Annotated in this window: 22 protein-coding genes; 12 read left to right on the top strand and 10 right to left on the bottom strand. The window is 33.2% G+C overall.

All coding sequences use genetic code 11. The features are described 5' to 3' along the window. Positions 1-132: 132 nt before the first annotated feature. On the top strand, positions 133-912 hold the full coding sequence (locus IW20_RS06955; RefSeq protein ID WP_035620276.1) for an O-methyltransferase: 780 nt from the start codon (positions 133-135) through the stop codon (positions 910-912). Positions 913-988: 76 nt separating this feature from the next. Here the strand turns inward: IW20_RS06955 and IW20_RS06950 are convergent, their stop codons facing one another. Next, entirely contained in the window at positions 989-1,639 is a 651-nt protein-coding gene (locus IW20_RS06950; RefSeq protein WP_035620274.1) for a DUF6565 domain-containing protein, read from the bottom strand. 314 nt (positions 1,640-1,953) lie between these two features. Between IW20_RS06950 and IW20_RS06945 the strand changes: the two genes are divergently transcribed. The 4 genes from IW20_RS06945 to secA all read left to right on the top strand — a co-directional run bounded on the left by IW20_RS06945 (position 1,954) and on the right by secA (position 7,254). Next, a complete protein-coding gene (locus IW20_RS06945) occupies positions 1,954-2,646 on the top strand; it encodes an ABC transporter ATP-binding protein (protein ID WP_035620272.1) in 693 nt (230 codons plus the stop codon). Positions 2,647-2,880: 234 nt separating this feature from the next. Continuing rightward, positions 2,881-3,450 carry a cob(I)yrinic acid a,c-diamide adenosyltransferase gene (locus IW20_RS06940; RefSeq protein WP_035620270.1) on the top strand — a complete coding sequence of 190 codons (570 nt, stop codon included), beginning with the start codon at positions 2,881-2,883 and terminating at the stop codon, positions 3,448-3,450. Between the two features lie 149 nt (positions 3,451-3,599). Continuing rightward, a complete protein-coding gene (locus tag IW20_RS06935; RefSeq protein WP_007138072.1) occupies positions 3,600-3,821 on the top strand; it encodes a DUF2795 domain-containing protein in 222 nt (73 codons plus the stop codon). Positions 3,822-3,912: 91 nt separating this feature from the next. Further along, a complete protein-coding gene (gene secA / locus IW20_RS06930) occupies positions 3,913-7,254 on the top strand; it encodes a preprotein translocase subunit SecA (protein ID WP_035620267.1) in 3,342 nt (1,113 codons plus the stop codon). Between the two features lie 100 nt (positions 7,255-7,354). Here the strand turns inward: secA and IW20_RS06925 are convergent, their stop codons facing one another. From IW20_RS06925 to cysC, 3 genes are all read right to left on the bottom strand, one after another. Beyond that, the gene (locus IW20_RS06925) at positions 7,355-8,017 is read right to left on the bottom strand and encodes a TrmH family RNA methyltransferase (protein WP_035620265.1); all 663 of its coding nucleotides are present in this window, start codon (positions 8,015-8,017) and stop codon (positions 7,355-7,357) included. A gap of 104 nt (positions 8,018-8,121) precedes the next feature. Beyond that, complete coding sequence (locus IW20_RS06920) at positions 8,122-9,093, bottom strand: sulfotransferase family protein (RefSeq protein ID WP_035620263.1); 972 nt, start codon at positions 9,091-9,093, stop codon at positions 8,122-8,124. Positions 9,094-9,212: 119 nt separating this feature from the next. Next, complete coding sequence (cysC, locus tag IW20_RS06915) at positions 9,213-9,749, bottom strand: adenylyl-sulfate kinase (RefSeq protein WP_035620261.1); 537 nt, start codon at positions 9,747-9,749, stop codon at positions 9,213-9,215. A 183-nt stretch (positions 9,750-9,932) separates the two neighbouring features. On the opposite strand from cysC, the gene IW20_RS06910 reads away from it, so the two are divergent. From IW20_RS06910 to IW20_RS06895, 4 genes are all read left to right on the top strand, one after another. After that, entirely contained in the window at positions 9,933-10,631 is a 699-nt protein-coding gene (locus IW20_RS06910) for an SIR2 family NAD-dependent protein deacylase (RefSeq protein WP_035620258.1), read from the top strand. A 13-nt stretch (positions 10,632-10,644) separates the two neighbouring features. After that, positions 10,645-11,337, top strand: a complete 693-nt coding sequence (locus tag IW20_RS06905) for a sterol desaturase family protein (protein WP_035620255.1) — start codon at positions 10,645-10,647, stop codon at positions 11,335-11,337. Between the two features lie 92 nt (positions 11,338-11,429). Continuing rightward, positions 11,430-12,776: an adenylosuccinate lyase gene (purB, locus tag IW20_RS06900; RefSeq protein WP_035620254.1), complete on the top strand. Its 1,347-nt coding sequence runs from the start codon at positions 11,430-11,432 to the stop codon at positions 12,774-12,776. Positions 12,777-12,954: 178 nt separating this feature from the next. Then, positions 12,955-15,192 carry a cation:proton antiporter domain-containing protein gene (locus IW20_RS06895; protein WP_035620251.1) on the top strand — a complete coding sequence of 746 codons (2,238 nt, stop codon included), beginning with the start codon at positions 12,955-12,957 and terminating at the stop codon, positions 15,190-15,192. 55 nt (positions 15,193-15,247) lie between these two features. Here IW20_RS06895 and IW20_RS06890 read toward each other — a convergent pair whose 3' ends face one another. From IW20_RS06890 to IW20_RS06880, 3 genes are all read right to left on the bottom strand, one after another. Next, positions 15,248-15,886, bottom strand: coding sequence for a peroxiredoxin (locus IW20_RS06890; RefSeq protein ID WP_035620247.1), 639 nt, complete (start codon positions 15,884-15,886; stop codon positions 15,248-15,250). Between the two features lie 99 nt (positions 15,887-15,985). Next, positions 15,986-17,203 (bottom strand): MFS transporter, encoded by a 1,218-nt coding sequence (locus IW20_RS06885; RefSeq protein WP_035620245.1) that lies wholly within the window; start codon positions 17,201-17,203, stop codon positions 15,986-15,988. A 32-nt stretch (positions 17,204-17,235) separates the two neighbouring features. Then, the gene (locus tag IW20_RS06880) at positions 17,236-18,147 is read right to left on the bottom strand and encodes an AEC family transporter (RefSeq protein ID WP_035620243.1); all 912 of its coding nucleotides are present in this window, start codon (positions 18,145-18,147) and stop codon (positions 17,236-17,238) included. Between the two features lie 115 nt (positions 18,148-18,262). Between IW20_RS06880 and IW20_RS06875 the strand changes: the two genes are divergently transcribed. The 3 genes from IW20_RS06875 (at position 18,263) to meaB (ending at position 20,764) form a co-directional block, all read left to right on the top strand. Next, the gene (locus IW20_RS06875) at positions 18,263-18,670 is read left to right on the top strand and encodes an Rrf2 family transcriptional regulator (protein WP_035620240.1); all 408 of its coding nucleotides are present in this window, start codon (positions 18,263-18,265) and stop codon (positions 18,668-18,670) included. A gap of 56 nt (positions 18,671-18,726) precedes the next feature. After that, the gene (locus IW20_RS06870; protein WP_035620239.1) at positions 18,727-19,368 is read left to right on the top strand and encodes an NAD(P)-dependent oxidoreductase; all 642 of its coding nucleotides are present in this window, start codon (positions 18,727-18,729) and stop codon (positions 19,366-19,368) included. 274 nt (positions 19,369-19,642) lie between these two features. Next, positions 19,643-20,764 (top strand): methylmalonyl Co-A mutase-associated GTPase MeaB, encoded by a 1,122-nt coding sequence (meaB, locus tag IW20_RS06865; protein WP_051885622.1) that lies wholly within the window; start codon positions 19,643-19,645, stop codon positions 20,762-20,764. Positions 20,765-20,801: 37 nt separating this feature from the next. Here meaB and IW20_RS06860 read toward each other — a convergent pair whose 3' ends face one another. Genes IW20_RS06860 through IW20_RS06850 form a run of 3 tightly spaced genes read right to left on the bottom strand, consistent with a single transcriptional unit; the run spans position 20,802 to position 24,442 of the window. Next, positions 20,802-22,745 (bottom strand): LTA synthase family protein, encoded by a 1,944-nt coding sequence (locus IW20_RS06860; RefSeq protein WP_035620237.1) that lies wholly within the window; start codon positions 22,743-22,745, stop codon positions 20,802-20,804. A 56-nt stretch (positions 22,746-22,801) separates the two neighbouring features. Then, complete coding sequence (locus tag IW20_RS06855; RefSeq protein ID WP_035620235.1) at positions 22,802-23,029, bottom strand: hypothetical protein; 228 nt, start codon at positions 23,027-23,029, stop codon at positions 22,802-22,804. Positions 23,030-23,056: 27 nt separating this feature from the next. Further along, positions 23,057-24,442 carry an MATE family efflux transporter gene (locus tag IW20_RS06850; protein ID WP_035620234.1) on the bottom strand — a complete coding sequence of 462 codons (1,386 nt, stop codon included), beginning with the start codon at positions 24,440-24,442 and terminating at the stop codon, positions 23,057-23,059. Between the last annotated feature and the right edge of the window lie 63 nt (positions 24,443-24,505).

The following is a 24,505-nucleotide window of genomic DNA, read 5'->3' as shown; positions in this document are numbered from 1 at the left end:
TAGCTCATTTTTAAAAGCCCGCAAATATACTCATTTTATAGTCTGAAAGTCATAAAGTCGAAGGTCATAAAGTCTTTACCTTCCGACTTTATGACTTTTTCGTATCTTCGCACCTACTTTGTAAAAGCCCTTATGTTATTTCAAATAAAATCATACCTCAAATTCCTTTGGAACTCCAAAAATGAACATGCCGTGCACTCGCCTTTTGTGTTCAATTTATTGACTAAATGTTTTTATGACAAAAAAACAAAGCCCGAATATGCTACTTTGAGAGCTTACCGAAAATCTTTTTTACAAAATAAAAATACGATTGAAGTAACTGACTTTGGAGCAGGATCTAGGGTTTTTAAAAGTAATACCAGACAAATCGCTAAAATTGCCAAAACTGCTGGAATTTCTCCTAAAAGAGCCGAATTACTATTCCGAATTACAGCTTATTTTAAACCTGACAACATTCTTGAAATCGGAACATCATTAGGATTGGCTACTTCTGCCCTAGCCTTAGGCGCTCCAAAAGCAAAAATTACTACACTCGAAGGCTGCTTTGCAACAGCATTGGCTGCCAGAAATGGTTTGCAACAATTTAATTATAATAATGTAGAATCGGTTGTAACAGAATTTGAAAGTTATCTGAACAATTATCAATTATCAACTACTAATTATCAATTAGTTTATTTTGATGGAAATCATTCTAAAAAAGCAACTCTAGATTATTTCGAGTTTTTACTTCCAACAATTTCTAATGATACCGTTTGGATTTTCGACGACATCCATTGGTCACCAGAAATGGAAGAAGCCTGGGAAATCATAAAAGATCATCCAAGTGTAAAAGTTACCATTGATACTTTTCAATGGGGGTTTGTATTTTTTAGACGAGAACAAGAAAAAGAACATTTTATAATTAGAGCATAAAAAAATGGCAATCATTTCTGACTGCCATTTCATTCAAAATTCAAAATTCAACCTAATTCTAAAATACTCAATTAACTTACTTTTTCGCTTCAGCGGTCTCTTCAGATTTTGCTCCCATTCTGTTTAATGTATACATTGGTGCAAACTTCAATTTCAACCCTGCAATTTTTCTATTATCTTCAGACGTAAGCCCTTCTTTTTCGACAGTATTTTTACGACTATCAAGTGCTTCGTACATCATTTTAACTTCATCCCAATCTTCTCGCGAATAACTGTCTTTATTCTTTTGGGCAGTATCTACAAATTGTTGGTAAACACTAAGAATATTTTTGGCATTTACCCAATCAAAATTCATATCACTTCCTAGTTTACCTACTCCAAATAGAGCGTCGCGTGTTTTTTGTTTTGCATCTGGGGCAGCAAGGGCGGTAAGTTCAGCTTTAAAAGCTTCATATTTAGCTTTACTCGCTTCTATTCTTTCTTGATCTTTTGCATTCTCTTTAATATCAGCCAAAGCCATTTCTGCTTTTTCAGCTCGTGTTGCATATTCATTCTCAATTGATTTCCAATTGGTTTTAGCATTTTCTGCAGTCACGTTTTTTATTGAATCTACATATACTACGTAAGCATCAATAGTTTTTTCAGCTTGTGCTGCTTTTTCATCTTTACATGAGGTAAATCCCATGGCAACAAATGCGATTCCGAATAATAATTGTGTATTTTTCATAATTCTGATTTGTTAATGTTATTCGTCAAATGTAGCGCAATTTTTAAATAAAAATCAATATTTATCAAAATATTATGATTTTAATTAAATTAAAATTATAATATTTACAAAAATATGATAATTATATAAATTTAAAAAGTAATTATATAAAACATTTTATCTGTTTGTAGTTTGTGCCTAAAAAAGACAATCAAACAACCTTGCAAACAATAAATAAGTGTAACAAAAATGTATTTTAAACTACTTATGATTAATTCAAAAGCGTTTTGTACTTTTAAAATCTAAAAATTGTAAATCAACAATCATAAACTCCAATGGCAAATCCATTAATTAAAATCACTAATATTAAACGAAATTTTGTACTTGGAAACGAAATTGTTTATGTCTTAAAAGGAATTGATTTAGAAATAAATAAAGGGGAATATGTTGCCTTAATGGGACCATCGGGTTCAGGAAAATCAACATTAATGAACTTACTGGGATGTTTAGACACCCCCACTTCTGGAACTTATATCCTAAACGGAAAAGATGTAAGCCAGATGAAAGATGATGAATTGGCAGAAATTAGAAATAAAGAAATTGGTTTTGTTTTTCAAACATTTAACCTTTTACCAAGAACTACCGCACTCGACAATGTTGCTTTACCCATGATTTATGCTGGTTACTCTAAATCGGAACGAGTAGTTCGTGCTACCGAAGTATTAAAACAAGTGAATCTTGCCGATAGAATGGACCATCAGCCGAATCAGCTTTCGGGAGGACAAAGACAGCGTGTAGCAATTGCAAGAGCACTAGTTAACAAACCATCTATTATCCTAGCCGACGAGCCAACCGGAAATTTAGATAGTAAAACCTCTGTAGAAATCATGAAGCTTTTTGATGATATTCATGCGCAAGGAAATACTGTAATTCTGGTTACCCACGAAGAGGATATTGCTGCCTATGCACACCGCATCATCCGTTTGCGTGACGGCGTTGTTGAAAGCGACGCTTCTACTAAAAAATAATTTTAGATTGTTGATTTTAGATTTTAGATTGCTTGTGCTACGTCAATCTATGTTAATTTAAAAATCTTCAATTAAAACATTTTAGATTCCAATTATAAATCTAAAATCATAAGACAGAAAGTGGCACTGCTACTAAAAAAAATAGTTTAACTGTTTATTTGGTTAATTGTTTAAACGAATAAAAAGTAAAAACTTAGTACCTCAGAACCTTAGAAACTTAGTACCTCAAAAAAAATGAAAGTATATACCAAAACAGGAGACAAAGGAACTACTGCGCTTTTTGGCGGAACCCGCGTTCCTAAAGACCATATCCGTATTGATAGTTACGGAACCCTTGATGAGCTTAACTCTTATATAGGACTCATACGCGATCAGGAAATGGATGCACATTATAAGAGCATTTTAATCGAAATTCAAGATCGTTTATTTACCGTTGGAGCAATTCTGGCTACTCCGGTAGAAAAAGAAGTATTAAAAAACGGAGAATTACGCCTTAAAAATCTTGGTATTGTACCATCGGATATCGAATTACTTGAAAATGAAATCGATACTATGGAAGAATCGCTGCCGCAAATGACTCACTTTGTTTTACCAGGCGGACACCAAACCGTGTCATATTGTCACATTGCGCGTTGTGTTTGTCGTCGTGCAGAGCGATTGGCAGTACATTTAAGTCATAATGAGACCGTTCCTGAAATAGCCATACAGTACTTAAACCGACTTTCTGACTACCTTTTTGTCTTGGCACGAAAGTTGTCTTCTGACTTAAAAGCGGATGAAGTGAAATGGATTCCGAGAAAGTAAACAGTCGCAGTTTTAAGTTTTAAGACTAGAAACTGGTACTGAAAGCTGAATACCAGCAAAAACGTTCTTAAATTTTACTAAAATAAATCGTTTTTTACTTGTCTTTCTCAGTAAAAAAATTATTTTTGCACAAACTAAATTGACAAAACATGTATTGGACATTAGAATTAGCATCATATTTAAGTGATGCGCCGTGGCCTGCTAACAAAGACGAACTTATAGACTACGCTATTAGAGCAGGAGCTCCATTAGAAGTAGTAGAAAACCTGCAGTCAATTGAAGACGAGGGTGAGATATATGAATCAATGGAAGAAATATGGCCAGATTATCCAACAGACGAAGATTATCTTTGGAACGAGGATGAATATTAAAAAGTAACCCCAAAGAAAAAGTCTCAAAAAAGAGGCTTTTTTTTTGTTTAAATTTACACATTTAGATAAATTATAGAAATACCAACAGATCATGAGTTTCATTAACAGTATTATTAAAGTCTTTGTAGGTGATAAATCACAAAAAGATGTCAAAGCTTTACAACCTTATTTAAACAAAATTAAAACTTTCGAAACTAGCTTAACCGCTCTGTCTCATGATGAGCTGAGGACTAGGACCGCATTTTTTAAGCAAAAGATAAAGGACGCAAGAGCCGAAAAAGATGCTAAAATTGCTTCTCTTAAAGCAGAAGTAGAAAGCATTGAAGACATCGACAAAAGAGAAGACATTTACGAAGCTATAGATACTTTAGAAAAAGAAGCTTACGAAATCTCAGAGAAAACATTATTGGAAATTCTTCCAGAAGCGTTTTCTGTAGTAAAAGAAACGGCTCGTCGTTTTAAAGATAACTCTCAAATCGAAGTTACTGCTACTGCAAAAGACCGCGAACTTTCGGCTACAAAAACTTATATTACAATAGATGGAGAAAAATCTATCTGGGCTAATAAATGGAATGCTGCCGGAAAAGAAATTACTTGGGACATGGTTCATTACGATGTACAATTAATTGGTGGTATGGTATTACACGAAGGAAAAGTAGCAGAGATGCAAACTGGTGAGGGTAAAACCTTGGTAGCAACTTTACCTCTTTATTTAAATGCTTTAACTGGTAACGGAGTACACTTAGTAACTGTGAATGATTACTTAGCAAAACGTGATAGTACATGGAAAGCTCCTTTATTTGAATTTCATGGTCTAACTGTTGATTGTATCGATAATCACCAACCAAGTTCTGAAGGAAGAAAGAAAGCTTATGATGCAGATATTACTTACGGTACAAATAACGAATTCGGATTTGACTACCTAAGAGATAATATGGCGCACTCGCCAAATGACTTAGTACAAAGAAAACACAATTATGCAATTGTCGATGAGGTCGACTCTGTATTAATTGATGATGCAAGAACACCACTTATCATTTCTGGTCCAGTTCCTCAAGGAGACCGTCATGAATTCAATGAATTGAAGCCAAAAATTGAAAACTTAGTAAGTTTACAACGTCAATTGGCAAATGGTTTCTTAGCTGAAGCTAAAAAATTAATAAAAGAAGGAAACACTAAAGATGGTGGTTTCTTATTATTAAGAGCTTACAGAAGTTTACCAAGAAATAAAGCTTTAATTAAATTTTTGAGTGAAGAAGGAATCAAACAATTGCTTCAAAAAACCGAAAATCAATACATGCAGGACAACAACCGTGAAATGCATAAAGTTGATGAGGCTTTATACTTCGTAATTGAAGAAAAAAACAATCAAGTTGAATTAACTGATAACGGAATCAAATTCCTTTCAGGAGATACTGATGCAGACTTTTTCGTATTACCAGATATCGGAACTGAAATTGCTGCGATTGAAAAACAAAAATTAGACAAAGACGCTGAAGCTGAAGCCAAAGAAAGATTATTTCAAGATTTTGGTGTAAAAAGCGAGCGTATCCACACTTTAACTCAACTGTTAAAAGCGTATGCACTTTTTGAAAAAGATGTAGAGTACGTTATCATGGACAACAAAATTATGATTGTTGATGAGCAAACAGGTCGTATCATGGATGGTCGTCGTTATTCTGACGGATTACACCAAGCGATTGAGGCTAAAGAAAATGTAAAAATCGAAGCTGCAACTCAAACTTTTGCAACTGTTACATTACAGAACTACTTTAGAATGTACAGCAAATTAGGCGGTATGACGGGTACTGCAGTAACAGAAGCTGGTGAGTTATGGCAAATATATAAATTAGATGTTGTTGAGATTCCTACGAATCGCCCAATGGCTAGAATAGACAAAGAAGATTTCATCTACAAAACTACACGTGAGAAATTCAATGCTGTAATTGAAGATGTAACTGAATTATCTAATGCTGGAAGACCAGTTTTAATTGGAACAACATCTGTAGAAATCTCTGAATTATTAAGCCGTATGCTTAAAATGAGAGGTGTTACACACAATGTATTGAATGCTAAAATGCACAAGCAAGAGGCACAAATCGTAGAAGAAGCAGGAAAACCTGGAGTAGTAACCATTGCAACCAATATGGCTGGTCGTGGTACCGATATTAAATTATCTCCAGAGGTTAAAGCTGCCGGAGGTTTAGCAATCGTTGGTACAGAACGTCATGACTCTCGTCGTGTAGACAGACAGTTACGTGGTCGTGCTGGACGTCAGGGTGACCCAGGAAGTTCTCAATTCTACGTTTCTCTAGAAGATAACTTAATGCGTTTATTTGGTTCTGAAAGAGTTGCCAAAGTAATGGATAGAATGGGATTACAAGAAGGTGAAGTAATTCAGCATTCTATGATGACTAAATCTATCGAGCGTGCTCAGAAAAAAGTAGAAGAAAACAACTTTGGTGTTCGTAAACGTTTATTAGAATATGATGACGTTATGAACTCACAACGTGAAGTAGTTTACAAACGTCGTCGTCATGCCTTGTTTGGAGAGCGTTTAAAACTTGATATCGCAAACATGCTTTACGATACTTGTGAACTTATCGTGAACCAAAACAAAGTAACAAATGATTTTAAAAATTTCGAATTCGAATTAATTCGTTATTTCTCTATAACATCTCCAATAGCTGAAGCTGATTTTATCAAACTTACAGAGATGGAAATTACAGGAAAACTGTACAAAGAAACGTTAGCGTTTTACACGGAGAAAACAGAGCGTAGTGCTAGAGAAGCTTTCCCTATCATTAAAGGAGTTTACGAAGAGAAAAACAATCAATTTGAGCGTATCGTAGTTCCGTTTACAGATGGTATCAAAACATTAAACGTTGTTACAGATCTTAAAAAAGCATACGAAACTGAAGGTGCGCAACTAATTGCTGATTTCGAGAAAAACATCACTTTATCTATCGTTGACGAAGCTTGGAAAAAACACTTACGTAAAATGGACGAATTGAAACAATCTGTTCAATTAGCCGTTCACGAACAAAAAGATCCATTGCTTATCTATAAATTAGAAGCTTTTAATTTATTCCGTTCAATGTTGGATAACGTAAACAGAGAAGTAATTTCATTCTTGTTCAAAGGTGATTTACCAGCTCAAAACGTTCCTGAAATTCACGAAGCAAGAGAAGTTCGTCAGAAAGAAAATTACAAATTAAGTAAAGACGAAATCGAAAATAGTGAAGACATCAACCGCGAAGCTGGAGAAACTCAGCAACGTCAGGTTACTGAAACTATTACAAGAGATATGCCTAAAATAAATCGTAATGATAACGTTACTGTACAACAAGTTGCTACTGGAACAGTTGAAACGATGAAATTTAAAAAAGCAGAAAACTTAATCGCTTCTGGCGAATGGGTTATCGTTAAATAATCTACAGTCTCAGCATTCAGTCTCATTATCATTTTGAGACTGAAAACCGAAACTGGAAACTCAAAAAAAATCCCCAATTACAATGTAATTGGGGATTTTTTTATTCTGGATTCTCTTCAAAATACCGGGCTTCGATACGCTTGATGTCTTTAATTGAACTTTTAGCCCAAGCCAAACGCTTCTCCAAAATTTCATCATCAGATAATTGCCAATCTATATCTGTATTTCGCAATCTGTTTGTTAGATTCTGAATAATTATCGCTGCCGAAACCGAGATATTCAAACTTTCTGTAAAACCTACCATCGGAATTTTAAGAAATCCATCTGCTTTTTGTAAAATCTCTTCAGATAATCCATCTCTTTCTGTACCAAAAAACAAAGCACTAGGTTTGCTAATATCAAAATCCTCAAGTAAGCAATCATTTTCATGAGGCGTGGTAGCAATAATTTGATATCCTTTATTTTTTAAGGTATCTATACAATTAGTAATACTATCAAATGTATTAATATCTACCCATTTTTGAGCTCCCATTGCAATTTCCTTATCGATTCGTTTACCATAACGTTGCTCGATAACATTAAGCTCTTGGATTCCAAAAACTTCACAGCTACGCATTACAGCACTTGTATTATGCATCTGAAAGATATCTTCAACAACAATAGTAAAATGCTTTGTACGGTTTTCGAGAACTTTTAAAAATTTATTTTTTCGATTTTCAGTAAGAATATTTTCAAGAAAATTAAGGTAATCTATATTAATCATTTCAGTAGTATTTGTGGCAAAAATACTAAAAAGAGCACAATTAAGACTATGAAAAACAGTTAGCTTTAAAACCACAACCTTATTATAGCTTAGAAATAAGAAATCTAATTTTTATTGACTAGTTCTAATAAACTCTGATCTAATTTTTCATACAAACTATTAGCCTTGGTAAAATCTATTGCCAGAGTATCATTTGCATAAGAATCTCCTTTAAAATCAACATTTCCATTTTTAGAATGTCTATTTAAGCGTTCGCACATTTGATCTATCTCTTCGATAAAAAAATCGGCATCGATAAAAGACAGAAATCTTTCCATAATAGATTTCATTCCCTCTTTATAATTATACATCGAAACATTTTTATCGGTTACATAAAAATCAAGATATGCCTGAAAATATTTCTCCAGAACTACTGCTCCATATTGATGAAAAGAAATCTGTTGAATCTCTTGGTCACTAATTCCAAAAATAGACGATGGCAACAAATTAGGTACCATATGCATTCCTTTTAATTGTGCATGAGATTTTAATACTTCTGTTGGGTTTCTGTAAAGTAAAACAAAAGGTAATTCAGGAAAAATTAATCGTAACTGATTAACCTCGAATATATGCCAGGAGTCCAATTTTACAATTAAATTCTTTTGTTCTGGAAAACGTTTCTGTCCTAATAAAGAAATTACCGATTTAATAAGAGCTCTTTTTTTATCAAAATCAAAAAGATTACTTCTTAATATTTGATCGATAATTGGTGCTTCAGAAATTACAATATTTTGTGGAGAAACCGATAAGGACTGACTCATCATTGTAGAGCCACAACGGGAAACATGAAATAATAATGATTTTAACTCTGTAGTGGCTAATCCTGCAGACCAATCGATAAGATTTTCGGCACTGCTTACCACTTTGTATCTTGTTGAATTATTATAATGAACTTTACATTTTATAATGGTTTCTTCAAAAAAAGGATCTACATACCTTTTGTCTCCCAGATAAATCCATTCAAAATATACATCATTATCTGTTTCGACTAATTTATAGGGAATCCAATTTAAAAGGGGATGATCTGCGTTTTCCATTTTTATAAAATATATTTTTCTTAAAAATCTATTATTAAGCTTCTATCGTATTGTAACGTAAATATATGCATTTCACAAAAAACAATCTACATAACAGACTGTTAGAAATAAACAATACTTTAAATAGCAGTATTAGGTATGTTTTCCATTATAAAATAATAAAGTTTATCGGTAGAAACCGATACTGATTCTGAGTCGGTTTTCAGCGTTAAATCAGCTTTTAAAGGGGTTTCAAAAACATCGCTTATTCCTGTAAAATTGCTTATTTTATTACTGTCATTATCTGGCAATAATGCTTTTTTGTACAATCCTTTTGGATCACGTTTAATCAGATTATCAATCGAACAATTTAAGAATACTGTTTTTACAAATTCATGCTGTCCAATTTCATTCCTTAAATCTTCGTAAGGGTTTATTACCGACATTAAAACGATAATTTCTGATTTAACAAAATCCTGCCCTACACTAAACAATCTACGAACATTTTCGCATCTGTCATTTTTAGAAAATCCCAAGTCTTTGCAAAGGCTTTTTCGGTAAACATCACCATCAATTATTTCAACCTTGTAGCCTTTCTTCAATAATAATTGTCCAACATTTTCTGCCAATGTCGTTTTACCCGAACCTGATAAACCTGTAAACTGTATTAATATCATTTAAAAATTATCATTATTTAAACTTTCATTTTCAAAACAACAGTAACCTAAAACCTTATTTTAGTTATTGTTACTTGTAAAAATAATAAAAAAAGTCATGTTTTAACAAAATCATTTTAACAAGTATCTAAAGCTGGTTTTAAGCTAAAAATTGACTATTTTTATTTTTTAGAAATAATCAAAATGAAAAAGAAACTGGTAGTTTTAACTGGCGCGGGTATTAGTGCCGAAAGTGGTATCAAAACTTTTCGCGACAGCGATGGCTTATGGGAAGGTCATAATGTAATGGATGTGGCAACACCCGAAGGTTGGTATAAAAACCCCGAATTGGTTCTTGATTTTTATAACCAAAGACGCAAACAACTCAAAGAGGTTACTCCTAATTTAGGGCACATAATTTTAGCTGAATTAGAGAAAGATTTTGATGTACATATTATAACTCAAAATGTTGATGATTTGCACGAACGTGCCGGAAGTACCAACGTTTTACATTTGCATGGCGAATTATTAAAAGTTCGAAGCTCTCAAAACCCAAACTACATTTTAGACTGGCATGAGGATTTATTCATGAGTCATTTGGATGAAAACGGAAATCAACTACGCCCTCATATTGTTTGGTTTGGCGAAGAAGTTCCTGCATTAGAAGAAGCCATAGATATTGCTGAACAAGCTGATTATTTTGCCGTAATCGGAACTTCGTTGCAAGTGTATCCTGCAGCAGGTTTAATCTCTTATACTCCTGCAAGCGCGCCGCTTTTTTATATCGATCCAAAACCTATTAAAATTCCGAATCTGAGAAATGAAATTGAAGTTATCCCTGAAGTTGCTTCTAAAGGAATGGAAATCTTAAAAACAAAACTAGCCGAAATAACAGCTAAATAACAAATAGAATTTTATGATATTGAAGAAATGGCTTGACCTTTTGTCTTATTGTGACCTATTTACTCTTGTCATAATTTTTCTTATCGAAAATTTATCGCTCCTACTTTTGGCTATTTTTATCGGAAAATTAGTTGACCGTGAGGCTACAAAAATCGAAAAATCAGATATAAAATGGGTTATTAGCACCTTATTATGTAATACGTTGGTCACTTTAGTAGGTTATAAATTATATGAATATCAAATTATCAAAATAGATTTTTCTACTTCATTTTTCACGATTGTATTAGATACACTGTTATTAATTCTTCTGATGGATTTCTTTATGTTTTGCTTTCATTTTTTGGCTCATAAATTAACTTGGTTTTATCCTATTCATCAGCTGCATCACACGCATGTTGATACTAATGTTTATAGTTTATTTGTTCTTAATCCTATCGAAACTTTGGGGTTTGGCGCGATATGGCTTATTACAATTTCGGTAATCGAATTTAATTGTATTAGTATTATACTGTATTTAATATTGAATTTATCTTATGGAATATTAGGTCATTTAAACAAGGATATCTTTCCAAATTTCTGGAATAGGAATGTTGTCACAAAATGGATTTCGACCACACAATTCCATTCGAACCATCATAAAAATGAATCCCATAATTTTGGCTTTTATTTTACTATTTGGGATAAAATTTTTAAAACAAACATTTAAAATTGCAATGTTTAACTATAATAACTCACAACTAACTTTCAGAAGTTTTAACAATAACTTACATTTGCATCTTCAAAATTAACAACACAACAATGACTACTTTAAACGAATTGAATGCCATATCGCCAATTGACGGAAGATATAGAAACAAAACCCTTTCATTAGCTCCTTTTTTTTCTGAAGAAGCGCTAATTAAATACCGGGTATTGATTGAAGTTGAATACTTTATTGCTTTATGCGAAGTGCCATTGCCACAGCTTGCGACCGTAAATTCTGACCTTTTTGAGAGTTTACGTAACATTTATAAAAATTTCTCTACTGAAGATGCTCTTTGGATAAAAGAAACTGAAAAAGTAACCAATCACGATGTAAAAGCGGTTGAGTATTTTATCAAAGATGCTTTTGAGAAACTAGGATTATCAGAATATAAAGAATTCATCCACTTTGGGTTGACTTCTCAAGACATTAACAATACAGCTATTCCTCTTTCTACAAAAGAAGCTTTTGAAAGAGTATATATGCCATCTTTAATTACACTTACTGCTAAATTAAAAGAGCTTAGTGTAGAGTGGAAAGATATCCCAATGCTTGCACGTACTCACGGACAACCTGCCTCTCCTACTCGTTTGGGTAAGGAAATTGGTGTTTTTGTAGAGCGTATTGAGGAGCAAATACGTTTGTTATTTAATATTCCGTTTGCAGCAAAATTTGGTGGTGCAACAGGAAATTACAATGCACATCATGTTGCTTATCCTCAAATTGACTGGAAAAAATTCGGTGGTAATTTTGTAGAAAATATTCTTGGATTACACCACTCGTTCCCAACTACTCAAATAGAACATTACGATCATTTTGCAGCATTTTTTGATGCTTTAAAAAGAATCAACAATATAATCATTGATTTAGACAGAGATATTTGGACGTATGTTTCAATGGAATATTTCAAACAAAAAATCAAAGCGGGTGAAATTGGTTCATCGGCTATGCCACATAAAGTAAACCCTATTGATTTTGAAAATTCTGAAGGAAATTTAGGAATTGCAAATGCAATATTCGAACACCTTTCGGCTAAATTACCAATCTCTAGATTGCAACGTGACTTAACAGATAGTACTGTTTTAAGAAACGTTGGAGTTCCTATGGGACATACTATCATTGCTTTTGAAGCGACATTAAAAGGATTGAATAAATTACTTTTAAACGAATCTAAGTTTCATGAAGATTTAGAGAAAAATTGGGCGGTTGTTGCTGAAGCAATCCAAACAATTTTACGTCGTGAGGCATACCCAAATCCATACGAAGCATTAAAAGGTTTAACAAGAACGAACGAAGCAATTGATAAAAATGCTATTCATAGTTTTATTGCAACGCTTGATGTTTCTGAAGAAATCAAGGCTGAGCTTATGAAGATTACGCCAAGCAACTTTTTAGGCATCTAAAAAACTGATTTTCAGATAAAAATCCCGTTATTTATAAGTACATTTACTATAAATAACGGGATTTTATTATGATAATATTATCTTAAATTTCACGTTAAGGAATCTCATTACTTTCATTTTTTTTTATTTTTTTATACCTTACAACAATTCAAAAATAAATACAAAAAAGTATACGCCTATGAGTCCAACTGAGACTGTAACACATGCCGCTCAACATTTAGAACCATTAATTAGCGATTTAGGATTAATCCTAATGACAGCTGGGATAGCTGTGCTAATCTTTAAAAAATTAAAACAGCCTTTGGTTCTGGGCTACTTAATCGCAGGATTTTTAGCAGGAAATCATATTGATTTTTTTCCTTCTGTAACCGATAATAAAAGTGTAGAAGTTTGGGCCGAGATTGGTGTAATCATTCTACTTTTTAGCTTAGGTCTCGAATTTAGTTTCAAAAAGTTAATGAAAGTCGGCGGAACCGCCTCTATAACAGCAATTACACAAATTATAACAATGGTCGCCGTAGGTTATCTGGTCGGCCGATGGATGGATTGGTCCCAAATGGATAGTATCTTTCTGGGTGTAATATTATCCATTTCCTCTACCACCATTATCCTTAAGACTTTTGATGAATTGGGCGTCAAGGCACAAAAATTTGCTGGTATAGTAATCGGCTCCCTTATTGTACAAGACATTCTTGCGATTTTAATGATGGTTTTACTATCGACTATTGCAGTAAGTCAGCAATTTTCGGGAAGTGCCTTATTACTTTCAGTATTAAAATTAGTGTTTTTCCTTACCGCTTGGTTTGTTGGAGGAATCTTCTTTATTCCAACTTTATTAAAAAAAGCAAAACATTTATTAACCGATGAAATGTTGCTTATCATTTCGCTTGCTTTATGTTTAATGATGGTAATCTTAGCTTCAAATGTTGGATTCTCTCCTGCTTTGGGCGCCTTTATCATGGGATCTATCATTGCCGAAACTACTCAAGCAGAACATATTGAGCATTTAGTAAAACCTGTTAAAGATTTATTTGGTGCAATTTTCTTTGTATCTGTGGGAATGCTTATCAATCCTGAGATGCTTATCACACATGCCGTTCCTGTAGCAATTTTAACTCTTGTTACCATTTTTGGACAATCGATAAGTTCTACAATTGGAGCCCTACTTTCTGGACAACCGCTTAAACAATCGGTACAAACTGGGATGAGTTTGTCTCAAATCGGGGAATTCTCGTTTATTATCGCCACGTTGGGAATGTCGCTTAATGTAACGAGTGCCTTTTTATATCCTATAGTTGTTGCTGTATCGGCTGTAACTACATTTACAACTCCGTTTATGGTAAAATTTGCAGGTCCGTTCTCTGATTACTTAGAGCAAAAATTACCTCGCAAATGGATTAAAAACATCAATCGTTACAGTCTTAATACCCAAGCCATAAAATCTGTAAGTACATGGCAGATCGTATTGCGCTCTTATATAACTCAAATCGTAATACATACTATTATCATAACTGCAGTTATTTTATTATCCTCTAAATTTGTTGCTCCATTAGTAGAAGACACCAGATTTGGAAACACAATCGCTGCTCTTATTACCCTTATTGTAATCGCTCCGTTTTTATGGGCACTTTCACTAAGACGTGTTGCTGTAAAAGAAGTTGAAATTTTATGGGAAGAAAGAAAGTACCGTGGTCCGATTATGATGATGATATTAATACGCATCGGGTTAGGATTATTTTATATTGGGTTCCTGCTTAATATCTTCTTCTCTCCTTTGGTTGCTTTTGTTGCCTTAGTTATTGCGGTTGCCGCTTATCAATTTTTCCCTAAAAAACTTAATGAGCAATATCATAGAATAGAGAGTCATTTCCTGAAAAATCTTAATGATAGAGAAACTACTAAAATAGATAGAAAATATGCCAACTTAACTCCTTGGGATGGTCACATGTCGATATTTGAGATTGCCAAAGAATCTAATCTTGCAGGTAAAACTCTTGAAGAATTAAGAATTAGAGAAGAACTAGGAATTAACATCGCTTTTATAAGACGAGGTGATATTACAATACAGATCCCAACCAAAACTGAACGTTTATTTCCTGGGGACGAAATATGTGTTATTGGTACAGATGCTCAGGTTAGTGAATTTACCAATTATCTGAACAAAAACGAAATTGAAGCTCCTAAAACTACCGAAGAATCGGAGATTGTTTTAAATCAACTGGAAGTATCTGATGATGAATTTATCAAGAAAACGATCAGTGAATTTAGACATAAAACAAATGCTCTGGTAGTCGGAATCGAACGAAACGGAAAACGTATTCTGAATCCTGAATCTCAATTAATTTTGGAAAAAGACGATATTATTTGGGTCGTAGGAGACAAAAAACGAATGAAACAATTCGCAAAAAAAGTATAACGAACAAAAAAGGTATAATGAAAATTATACCTTTTTTTTATTTTAATACCTAAACCTATTTATTAGGCTGAGGAGTCATTCTTAAATATGGTTTTATAGGCTTGTATCCTTTAGGAAACTTAGCCGCGATATCGCTATCAGGAATCGATGGAGATATTACAACATCGTCACCATCTTTCCAGTTTGCCGGTGTAGCCACACTATAATTTGCTGTTAATTGCAAACTATCGATAACACGAAGTAATTCATCAAAATTTCTTCCTGTAGATGCTGGATAGGTTAATGTTAGTTTTATTTTTTTATCATTTCCGATAATAAAAACCGAACGCACTGTAAATTTATCACTAGCATTTGGATGTAACATATCATATAAATTTGCCACTTTTTTATCTTCGTCGGCAATAATAGGATAATTTACAGTTGTATTTTGTGTCTCGTTAATATCTTTAATCCATTCTAAATGCGACTCCAAACCATCTACACTTAGAGCGATAACTTTGGTATTTCTTTTTACAAATTCTGGGTAATAGTTAGCCACAGTTCCCAACTCTGTTGTACAAACAGGCGTAAAATCTGAGGGGTGAGAAAATAACACTCCCCAAGAATCTCCTAACCATTCATGAAATTTTATAGAACCTTGCGTTGTATCTGCTTCAAAATCTGGAGCTATATCTCCTAATCGTAGTGTTGCCATGAGTATTTATTTAAAATTTTATTTAAAAATAAGTAAAAAAAGTACAAGGAAAACATCTAGCCCTATAAAAAAATCATAAAGTTGATAGACTTGATAGAATTAGGCTTTCTTTTTGATATTTGGCAAGAAATAAGTAAGAACTCCAATTAAAGGTAAATATGAACTTATTTTAAACACATACTCAATAGTTGTTTGATCGGCAACATATCCTAAAACTGCCGAACCTAAACCTCCCATTCCGAAAGCAAATCCGAAAAATAATCCCGAGATCATCCCTACTTTTCCTGGTTTTAGTTCTTGTGCAAAAACCAAAATAGCCGAAAATGCAGACGCAATTACAACTCCTATTATTACAGACAATACCCCTGTCCAAAATAAGTTAGCATAAGGCAATAACAAAGTAAAAGGCGCTGCTCCTAATATTGAGATCCAGATAATATATTTTCGCCCAAAACGATCGCCTAATGGCCCTCCTATTAATGTTCCTGCTGCAACTGATGCTAAGAAAATGAATAAATAAAATTGAGAATCCTGAATACTCATTCCGAATTTATCTATCAGGTAAAAAGTAAAGTAACTAGACATACTTGCCATATAGAAAAACTTAGAAAAAATAAGCATCAGCAAGACGATAATCGAAATAGTGATTTTTTTGTTTGATAGTGGAATTGTAGTTTCCTCTAAATCTATTTTTTTGGCAGCACGCAAATTCATATGATTTTGATACCAAACTGCAATTCTAGATAAAATAATGATCCCTAATATTCCTGCAATAACAAACCAAACTACGTGTGATTGCCCATAAGGTGCAACTACCAAAGCCACTAATAATGGTCCTATCGCACTACCTGCATTTCCTCCTAACTGAAAAATAGATTGTGCCAAACCACGCTTTCCTCCCGAACCTAAAAAAGCAACTCTCGAAGCTTCTGGATGAAATATAGATGATCCGATACCTACTAACGCAACCGATACTAACAGCATCCAGAATGTACTTGATATTGATAATAGGCATAATCCCGAAATAGTAAATATCATACCTATTACTAATGAATATGGCATCGGTTTTTTATCGGTATAAAAACCAATAAAAGGCTGCAATAAAGAAGCTGTAAGCTGAAAAACAAACGTAATTAATCCGACTTGGGTAAAGTTTAAATTGAAGTTATCCTTTAAAATAGGATACGTAGCAGGGATTACTGCTTGCATTAAATCATTAAGTAAATGGGCAAATGCTATTGAGAATAATACGGAATAAACTGTTTTTTGAACTAAAACCGAACTATCGATTGTAGCTGAATTACTAAACGAACTCATAATAAATTTGAACTAAAAAATTAATATATAAACTAAATAAAGGTCATTATAAAATACCACAAAATGAGTGTGATAAACGAAATAGGGATTCCAAAACCAATCATCATACTACTTAACCGTGGCTTTAAACCATAGGTCGAAGCCAAAATACTTCCTGTTATCATAGGTGCCATAGCCATTTCCATAATGGTAACTTTAATTACTGATGAATTTTGTTTTAGAATAAAAACATAGAATACCAAAAACAATAATGGTGTGATGATAAGTTTAAAAAACAATCCTAAGCTCAAGAACTTCCAATGCTTACTATTCTTTTCAAAGCGAAGCTGCAAACCCACAGAAAGTAATGCAAGTGGCGTAACCAAACTACCTATCTTCTGGAATCCAACCTGAAGGTTTTCATCAAAATCATAATTAAACACATTCATAAGACAAGCTATAACGAAAGTGATAAAAGGTGGAAAGGTTAATATCTTCTTTACAATTGCAAGTGAACTGGAACTTCCTTTAGAATAAAATGCTGCAACAAATACACCTAATGTCGAAATTACTACGAATGATCCTGGCTGATCTACTAAGATGGCGGTTTCTAATCCTGATTTCCCATACAAAGCCTCTATTATAGGATAACCAAGAAATGAGGTATTACTTAATCCTGCTGTGAGAATCAAGCAGCCTATTAATTTATTAGACCATCCATACTTTTTACCTAAAATAGAAAAAAGAACAAATGCAATTATAAAAGCAATCCATGCTGCCCCAATAGGAAATAGCAATTCGTTACTCCATTTTATTTTTGGGATAAAATAAAGTGCCAAAGCTGGAAGACATAAATAAATTACAAGTTTGTTTAATGTTTTGTAGATATGTATCGGGAAACCCTTGATATTTTGCAATATAAGCCCCGCACTAATAAAAACGAAAATTAAAATAAAGTTGATCATCTTTGAAAAAAAACAAAAATACCACTTAAAATCTTCTTAAATTACTTAATTTTAAAGTAAATTATTTTGTCAGTTCAATATAAATCTATAAATTTGTAACATATTTCATTACAGTATGATTTCAGGTAAGTTTGCCATAACAACACATATTCTTACGTTACTCACTAAATTCCCTAATGATTATCTATCATCAGAGTATATTGCGGGTAGCATAAATTTGAATCCTGTTTTGGTAAGAAAGGAAATTTCGAACCTTAAAAAAAATCATATCGTAGAGAGCAAAGAAGGCAAAAACGGAGGAACGAGATTATTAAAACCTGCATCAGAAATCAGTTTACTTGATATTTTTAAAATGACTTTTGATACCGTAAATCTTGGTTATGCTAAAAATCAGCCTAATCCGGACTGCCCTGTTGGAAAGAAAATAAACGAAAATCTAGACACATTATATGCTGATATCAACGAGAAAATAAATGCGCAATTAAGCACAATCACGTTAGAAAATTTTTCAAATCAGTTCTAATCTATTTTTTTTACGCAAAACTGTAACATTTTTTATTACTAATTAAATTATATATTATGAAAATCGCAATCATTGGAGCTACTGGCTTTGTAGGCTCAACTATCTTAAACGAATTAGCAAATCGCAATCATGAAATTACTGCAATAGCAAGAAATCCGAAAGATTCTACTAATGTTAATTGGGTAAAGGCTGACATCTTAAACACAGCTGAATTGGCATCTATACTAAAAGGAAACGATGTTGTAATTAGTGCTTATAATGCTGGCTGGACAAACCCTAATCTTTATGATGATTTTATAGCTGGTTCAAAATCTATTCAGGAAGCAGTAAAACAATCGGGAGTAAAACGTTTTATCACGATTGGTGGTGCAGGAAGTTTATTTGTAGCTCCAAATTTACAAGCTGTAGACACACCAGATTTCCCAAAAGAATACCATGCTGGAGCATCGGCAGCAAGAGATTATTTAAATATACTTAAAGAAGAAAAAGACTTGGATTGGGCATTTTTTAGCCCAGCTTTTGAAATGCATCCTGGAATTACAACAGGAAGAACTGCTAAATATCGTTTAGGATTAGATAATCCTGTTTTTGATGAAAATCAAAGAAGCATTATCTCAGTAGAAGATTTAGCAGTAGTAATTGCTGATGAAGTTGAAGCTCCAAAACATCATCAAGTTCGTTTTACGGCAGCCTATTAATTTTATATTCGCCGCAATCTCAGGGCAATTTTATCAAATCTAGCATTTTGTCTATAATTTTTCTCGCAGAGTCGCAAAGCCGCAAAGTTTAAACATAATTTCTTTGCGCTTTTGCATCTTTAAGAGAGGTTTATTGACGAAGTATTGTAAATACATCTTTAAAATAATAACATTACCCTAGGGATGTGACAAAACAAAACAGTTTCAAAAGGTAAATAGTCTTTTTGAAACTGTTTTTGTTTTGATTACTTTTACCTTTCAAAAAGAAAAGAGTTTGTCTGCACATAAAAAACAAGAAAGTAGTTTAAATGAAAAGCCTGGAATTTCGCAACCCGAAATTACCAGCGGAAGTTCAATTGAGCAAATTCAGCGTTTTAGACGGATTCAACCTTCTGCTCAAGAATTAGTTTCGGGTATTTTATCTGGAAACATTACTGCGCTAAGCAGAGCAATTACTCTCATAGAAAGTACTAATCCTAATCATTTGGCTAAAGCCAATGAGATAATTAATGCCTGTTTGCCTCACGCTAATCAATCGGTTCGAATAGGAATTACTGGCGTTCCCGGTGTTGGGAAAAGTACTTTTATTGAGGCCTTTGGAAAACAACTCACCGGATTAGGCAAAAAACTAGCTGTCTTGGCAGTCGACCCGAGTAGTTCTTTCTCTCACGGAAGTATTCTAGGTGATAAAACCCGAATGGAAGAATTGGTTAAAGACGAAAATGCTTTTATAAGACCTAGCGCATCAGGAGAAACTCTTGGTGGCGTTGCCCGCAAAACAAGAGAAACTATCATACTTTGTGAAGCCGCTGGATTTGATACTATTTTAATAGAAACTGTAGGCGTTGGCCAAAGCGAAACGGCTGTTCATAGCATGGTCGATTTTTTCTTATTGTTAAAAATTGCTGGTGCTGGCGATGAATTACAAGGCATTAAGAGAGGTATTATGGAAATGGCTGATGCAATTATCATAAACAAAGCCGATGGTGATAACATTAAAAAAGCAAGACTTGCCAAAACTGAATTTAATAGGGCTTTACATTTATTTCCTGCCAAAAAATCGGGATGGCAACCTACTGTGAATACGTGTAGTGCGATTACTCATGAAGGAATCCCTGAAGTTTGGCAAACTATTCTTGATTATTTTGAAATGGCAAAAGCCAGTCTTTATTTTCAGGAAAAAAGAAAAGAACAAAACCAGTTCTGGATGATGGAAACTATCAATGAGCAATTAAAAACAAACTTTTACAATCATCCGGAAATTATAGCTGAACTTGATAAAAACAAAAAAGCAGTGCAAAATGATGAAATCTCACCTTTTGCAGCTGCTAGTATTTTGTTGGGAATATATTTCAAGGAAGGTACAAAGATTCAAAGTACCAAAGGTACAGAGTAAAAAACCTATGAACCTTTGTCACTTTGCTCCTCTGAGCCTATTTTTTCTTAATATCTCTTAGCTTATATTTATTCTCTTTATATAAATTTCCTGCGGTTACTACATGTGCCAAAGCATCTTTTGCAAGTTCTTCGTCTAGTTTAACAGGAACTAAAGTAGTGTCATTTTTAATTTCAAACTGCAATGGTTTTAAGTTTGGTTGCATGATTACTACCTTATTCTCTACTCTAAATGCGTTGATGTCATTAAATTGCATAATCGACCTTCCTTTTACGTCTGGTCCTATTTTAGTTAGATTTCTTCCTATCATCGGTGTTTCAAACTGTGCTCCTATATAGCTTAATAATGTAGGCGGAATATCTATCTGACTAGCCAATTTATCATACGCTTTACCTTTAGGTACTCCTGGCCCCATGATTAAAGCTGGAATATGAAACTTGTTTATAGGCACTAAATTTTTTCCGTATGTTCTTGTGTTATGATCTGCAATTACAATGAAAATAGTATTCTTAAAGTATGGTTCTTTTTTTGCCATTTCGAAGAATTTTCCAATCGAAAAATCGGCATATTTCATAGCATTATTAACCGTTGCAGCTTTCTTATCATAAGGTTTAATTCTTCCTTCTGGATACTCAAAAGGCTCGTGATTAGAAGTAGAAAACATTAATGAGAAGAATGGTTTATCTCCTTTGGCTTTAAAATAATTGTTTGCTTTAGTAACTAAATCTTCATCTGAATATCCCCAAGTTCCCTTAAATGCATATTTCTGTCCATCGCCATCAAAATCTTCCTGATCTACAATATCCTGAAATCCATTTCCGTTAAAAAAGGAAGCCATATTATCAAAATTGGCCATTCCTCCATAGATAAAACTCGTCTCATATCCTTTTCTTTTTAAGGCATCTGCCAAAGTAAAAAATCCTTGTTGTGAGTTTCCTAATTTCACTACACTTTCTGAAGGTGAAGGCAGGAATCCTGTAACAACAGCTTCTATCCCTCGTACGCTACGTGTACCTGTACAATATAAATTGGTAAAAAGTAATCCTTCTTTTGAAAGTTTATCAAACTCTGGAGTTAATGGTTTACCTCCTAAAATTCCAACATATTCTGCCCCTAAACTTTCTTGTAAAAAAATAACCAAGTTATAAGGTCTTTTTAAAAGTGTATCTGGGTTTTGAATGTGAAGAAACGGAATTTCTGGATCGGTAAAATCACTTGCATTTACTGTCATGTATTTTTTTACACGAGCAATTGCTTCTGCTTCTTCCATTTTTCCATACATCTTAGTATTCCCTTCATTTTTGATTGAATATGCTGCGAAAGCAACTGTATAAAATGAATTTAATCCTAAGGTATTCGTTAACTGATCTGTAGAAAATACGGCGTTACTAGCATTTATTGGACGCTTTGAAGTAAGACTTGAACGTGCTCCAAAAAACAATAGAAATGCTACTAATGGAAACAAAATTAATTTGAATTTATAATCTGCAGGATGTGTATGAAAATATTTTTTTCCTTTCTTGAAAGCAAGATACAGTACTCCTCCTAAAATTAAAAAGGTAACGATTATAGAAACTAAATAACTTTTTAAAAGCATTCCTACTACTTCTCTTGGATATATTAGATAATCCAAAAAGATTTTGTTCGGACGTGTATCGTATTGTTTTACAAAATCTGGTGTTGCTAATTCTACAAAAAGAATCAGAAACAGGAATAGAAAACTATAGAATACCAAAAATTTGTTTGTGAATTTGATACAGTTATTAGGCAAAAAAGTGACTAATACTGCTGGTAGAAATGACATATAACATAGCAATATCAAATCCATTCGCAAACCTATCGGGAATATGTACCAATAATCCTGAGTTTCAACTACTCGCTCCTTAAATAAAAAAAATAAAAATATTCGACTTAATGTAGTTATCAGCAATCCAATTGCTATAAAATTAAAAATAGGTTTTAAAAAAGCGAATTTTTTCATTTAATAAGGAATTTCTAAAGTGTTGAAAAAAAATATTTTAAATTAAATTATGGCGTTTATTCTTCGTAACGTTTTATCTCACGATCGTAAAACTCATTGGCAAGAACGATTAACCCTTCCATTTCGGCATTCAATTCGGCTTCATCAAGATCTTCTGCTTCTTCCATAAACTCAACCTCATCGTCTTTTAAATTGATGATAAACCTTGGATAATCAAGATGTATGATAAAGATATCTTCAGGAAAGTCTGTATTGTCGCCAAGTAAAAATTTAGGTAGTTCCATTTATATTTTAGATTTTAAGTGTCAAATTTAAGAATTTGAAACTGAATTATTGATTAATTTTTTTGTCAGGTAATGAAAACGAATATACAAAAATATAGCAGCAGCTGTTAATCCTGCCAAAAGTCCTATCCAAACTCCTTCTGCTTTTAAATCTGTGTATTCGGCTAAGTAGTATGAAATAGGAAAACCTATAATCCAATAAGCCACAAATGTAATATACATAGGTACTTTTACATCTTGTAATCCGCGTAAAGCACCTAAAACAACAACCTGAATTCCATCAGAAATTTGGAAAACTGCTGCTATTAAAAGTAATTTTGATGCAATAGCAATTACTTCGTTATTGTCTAAAAGTTGTCCTCCGTTTTCCATATTCAAGAAAATATGTGGTAAGAAATCATGGAAAGCTACAAATAGAATCGCAAAAACGGTTTCGATAATAATGGCAAGCAAAAAGATAGAACGTGCCACAACAACTAAGTTTTTAAAATCATTTAATCCTCGCTGATTACTAACTCTAATCATTGAAGTAACGCTTAATCCCATAGCAAACATAAAGGTCATTGAGGCTAAACTCAACGCAATTTGATTTGCTGCCTGACTTGTTTTACCAATATTACCACAAAGCCAAATTGATGCTGTAAACAACACTACTTCAAAAAGCATTTGCATTGCTGATGGAAATCCTATGCTTATAATTTTTTTGATGGTTTCTTTTTTGATTTCTGAAAAACTAAAATTCTGAAAATGATGCTTTAATTCTTCTCTCCTAGATATCATAATATGCATGAACATTACCAAGAATATTCTCGAAATTACTGTTCCAAGTGCTGCCCCTACAATTCCCATTTTAGGAAAAATCCAGATACCATATATCAATACATAGTTTATACCTACGTGTAGTACATTTGCCATAACCATAGCATACATAGAATATTTTGTAAGCGAAAGTCCATCGGCAAATTGCTTATATCCTTGATACATGATTAAGGGAATCAATGAGAAAGCTACCCAATCAAGATAAGGTTTTGCAAGTGCAATTACATCGGCTGGTTGCTCTAGTAATTCCATTATTGGCTTTGCCAAAACAATTACTCCAAAAAGCATTAATCCTAAAATAGTACACAGGAATAATCCGTGATGAAATGCGTTGCGAATTTTTTTGTCATTCTTCTCTGCATCTCCTTCGGCAACTATAGGTGTAATTGCTGTAGAAAATCCGATTCCTAATGACATTGCAATAAAAATCATACTGTTTCCTAATGATACTGCTGCAAGTTCTGTGCTTCCTAGTTTTCCGACCATAATATTATCGACAATACCGATAAGAGTATGTCCTACCATTCCTAGTATTATGGGATATGCTAATTTTAAATTATAAGAAAATTCTTTGGTGTATTGAGAAAAGTTCACTTTATATTTTTTTAAGTCTGCAAAGATAATTAGAACCTTTCAATTCTTTCTCTATTATTCAAT

It is taken from the genome of Flavobacterium hydatis (assembly GCF_000737695.1).
GTDB classification, from domain to species: domain Bacteria; phylum Bacteroidota; class Bacteroidia; order Flavobacteriales; family Flavobacteriaceae; genus Flavobacterium; species Flavobacterium hydatis.
This window is presented reverse-complemented; position numbering and strand designations above follow the sequence as displayed.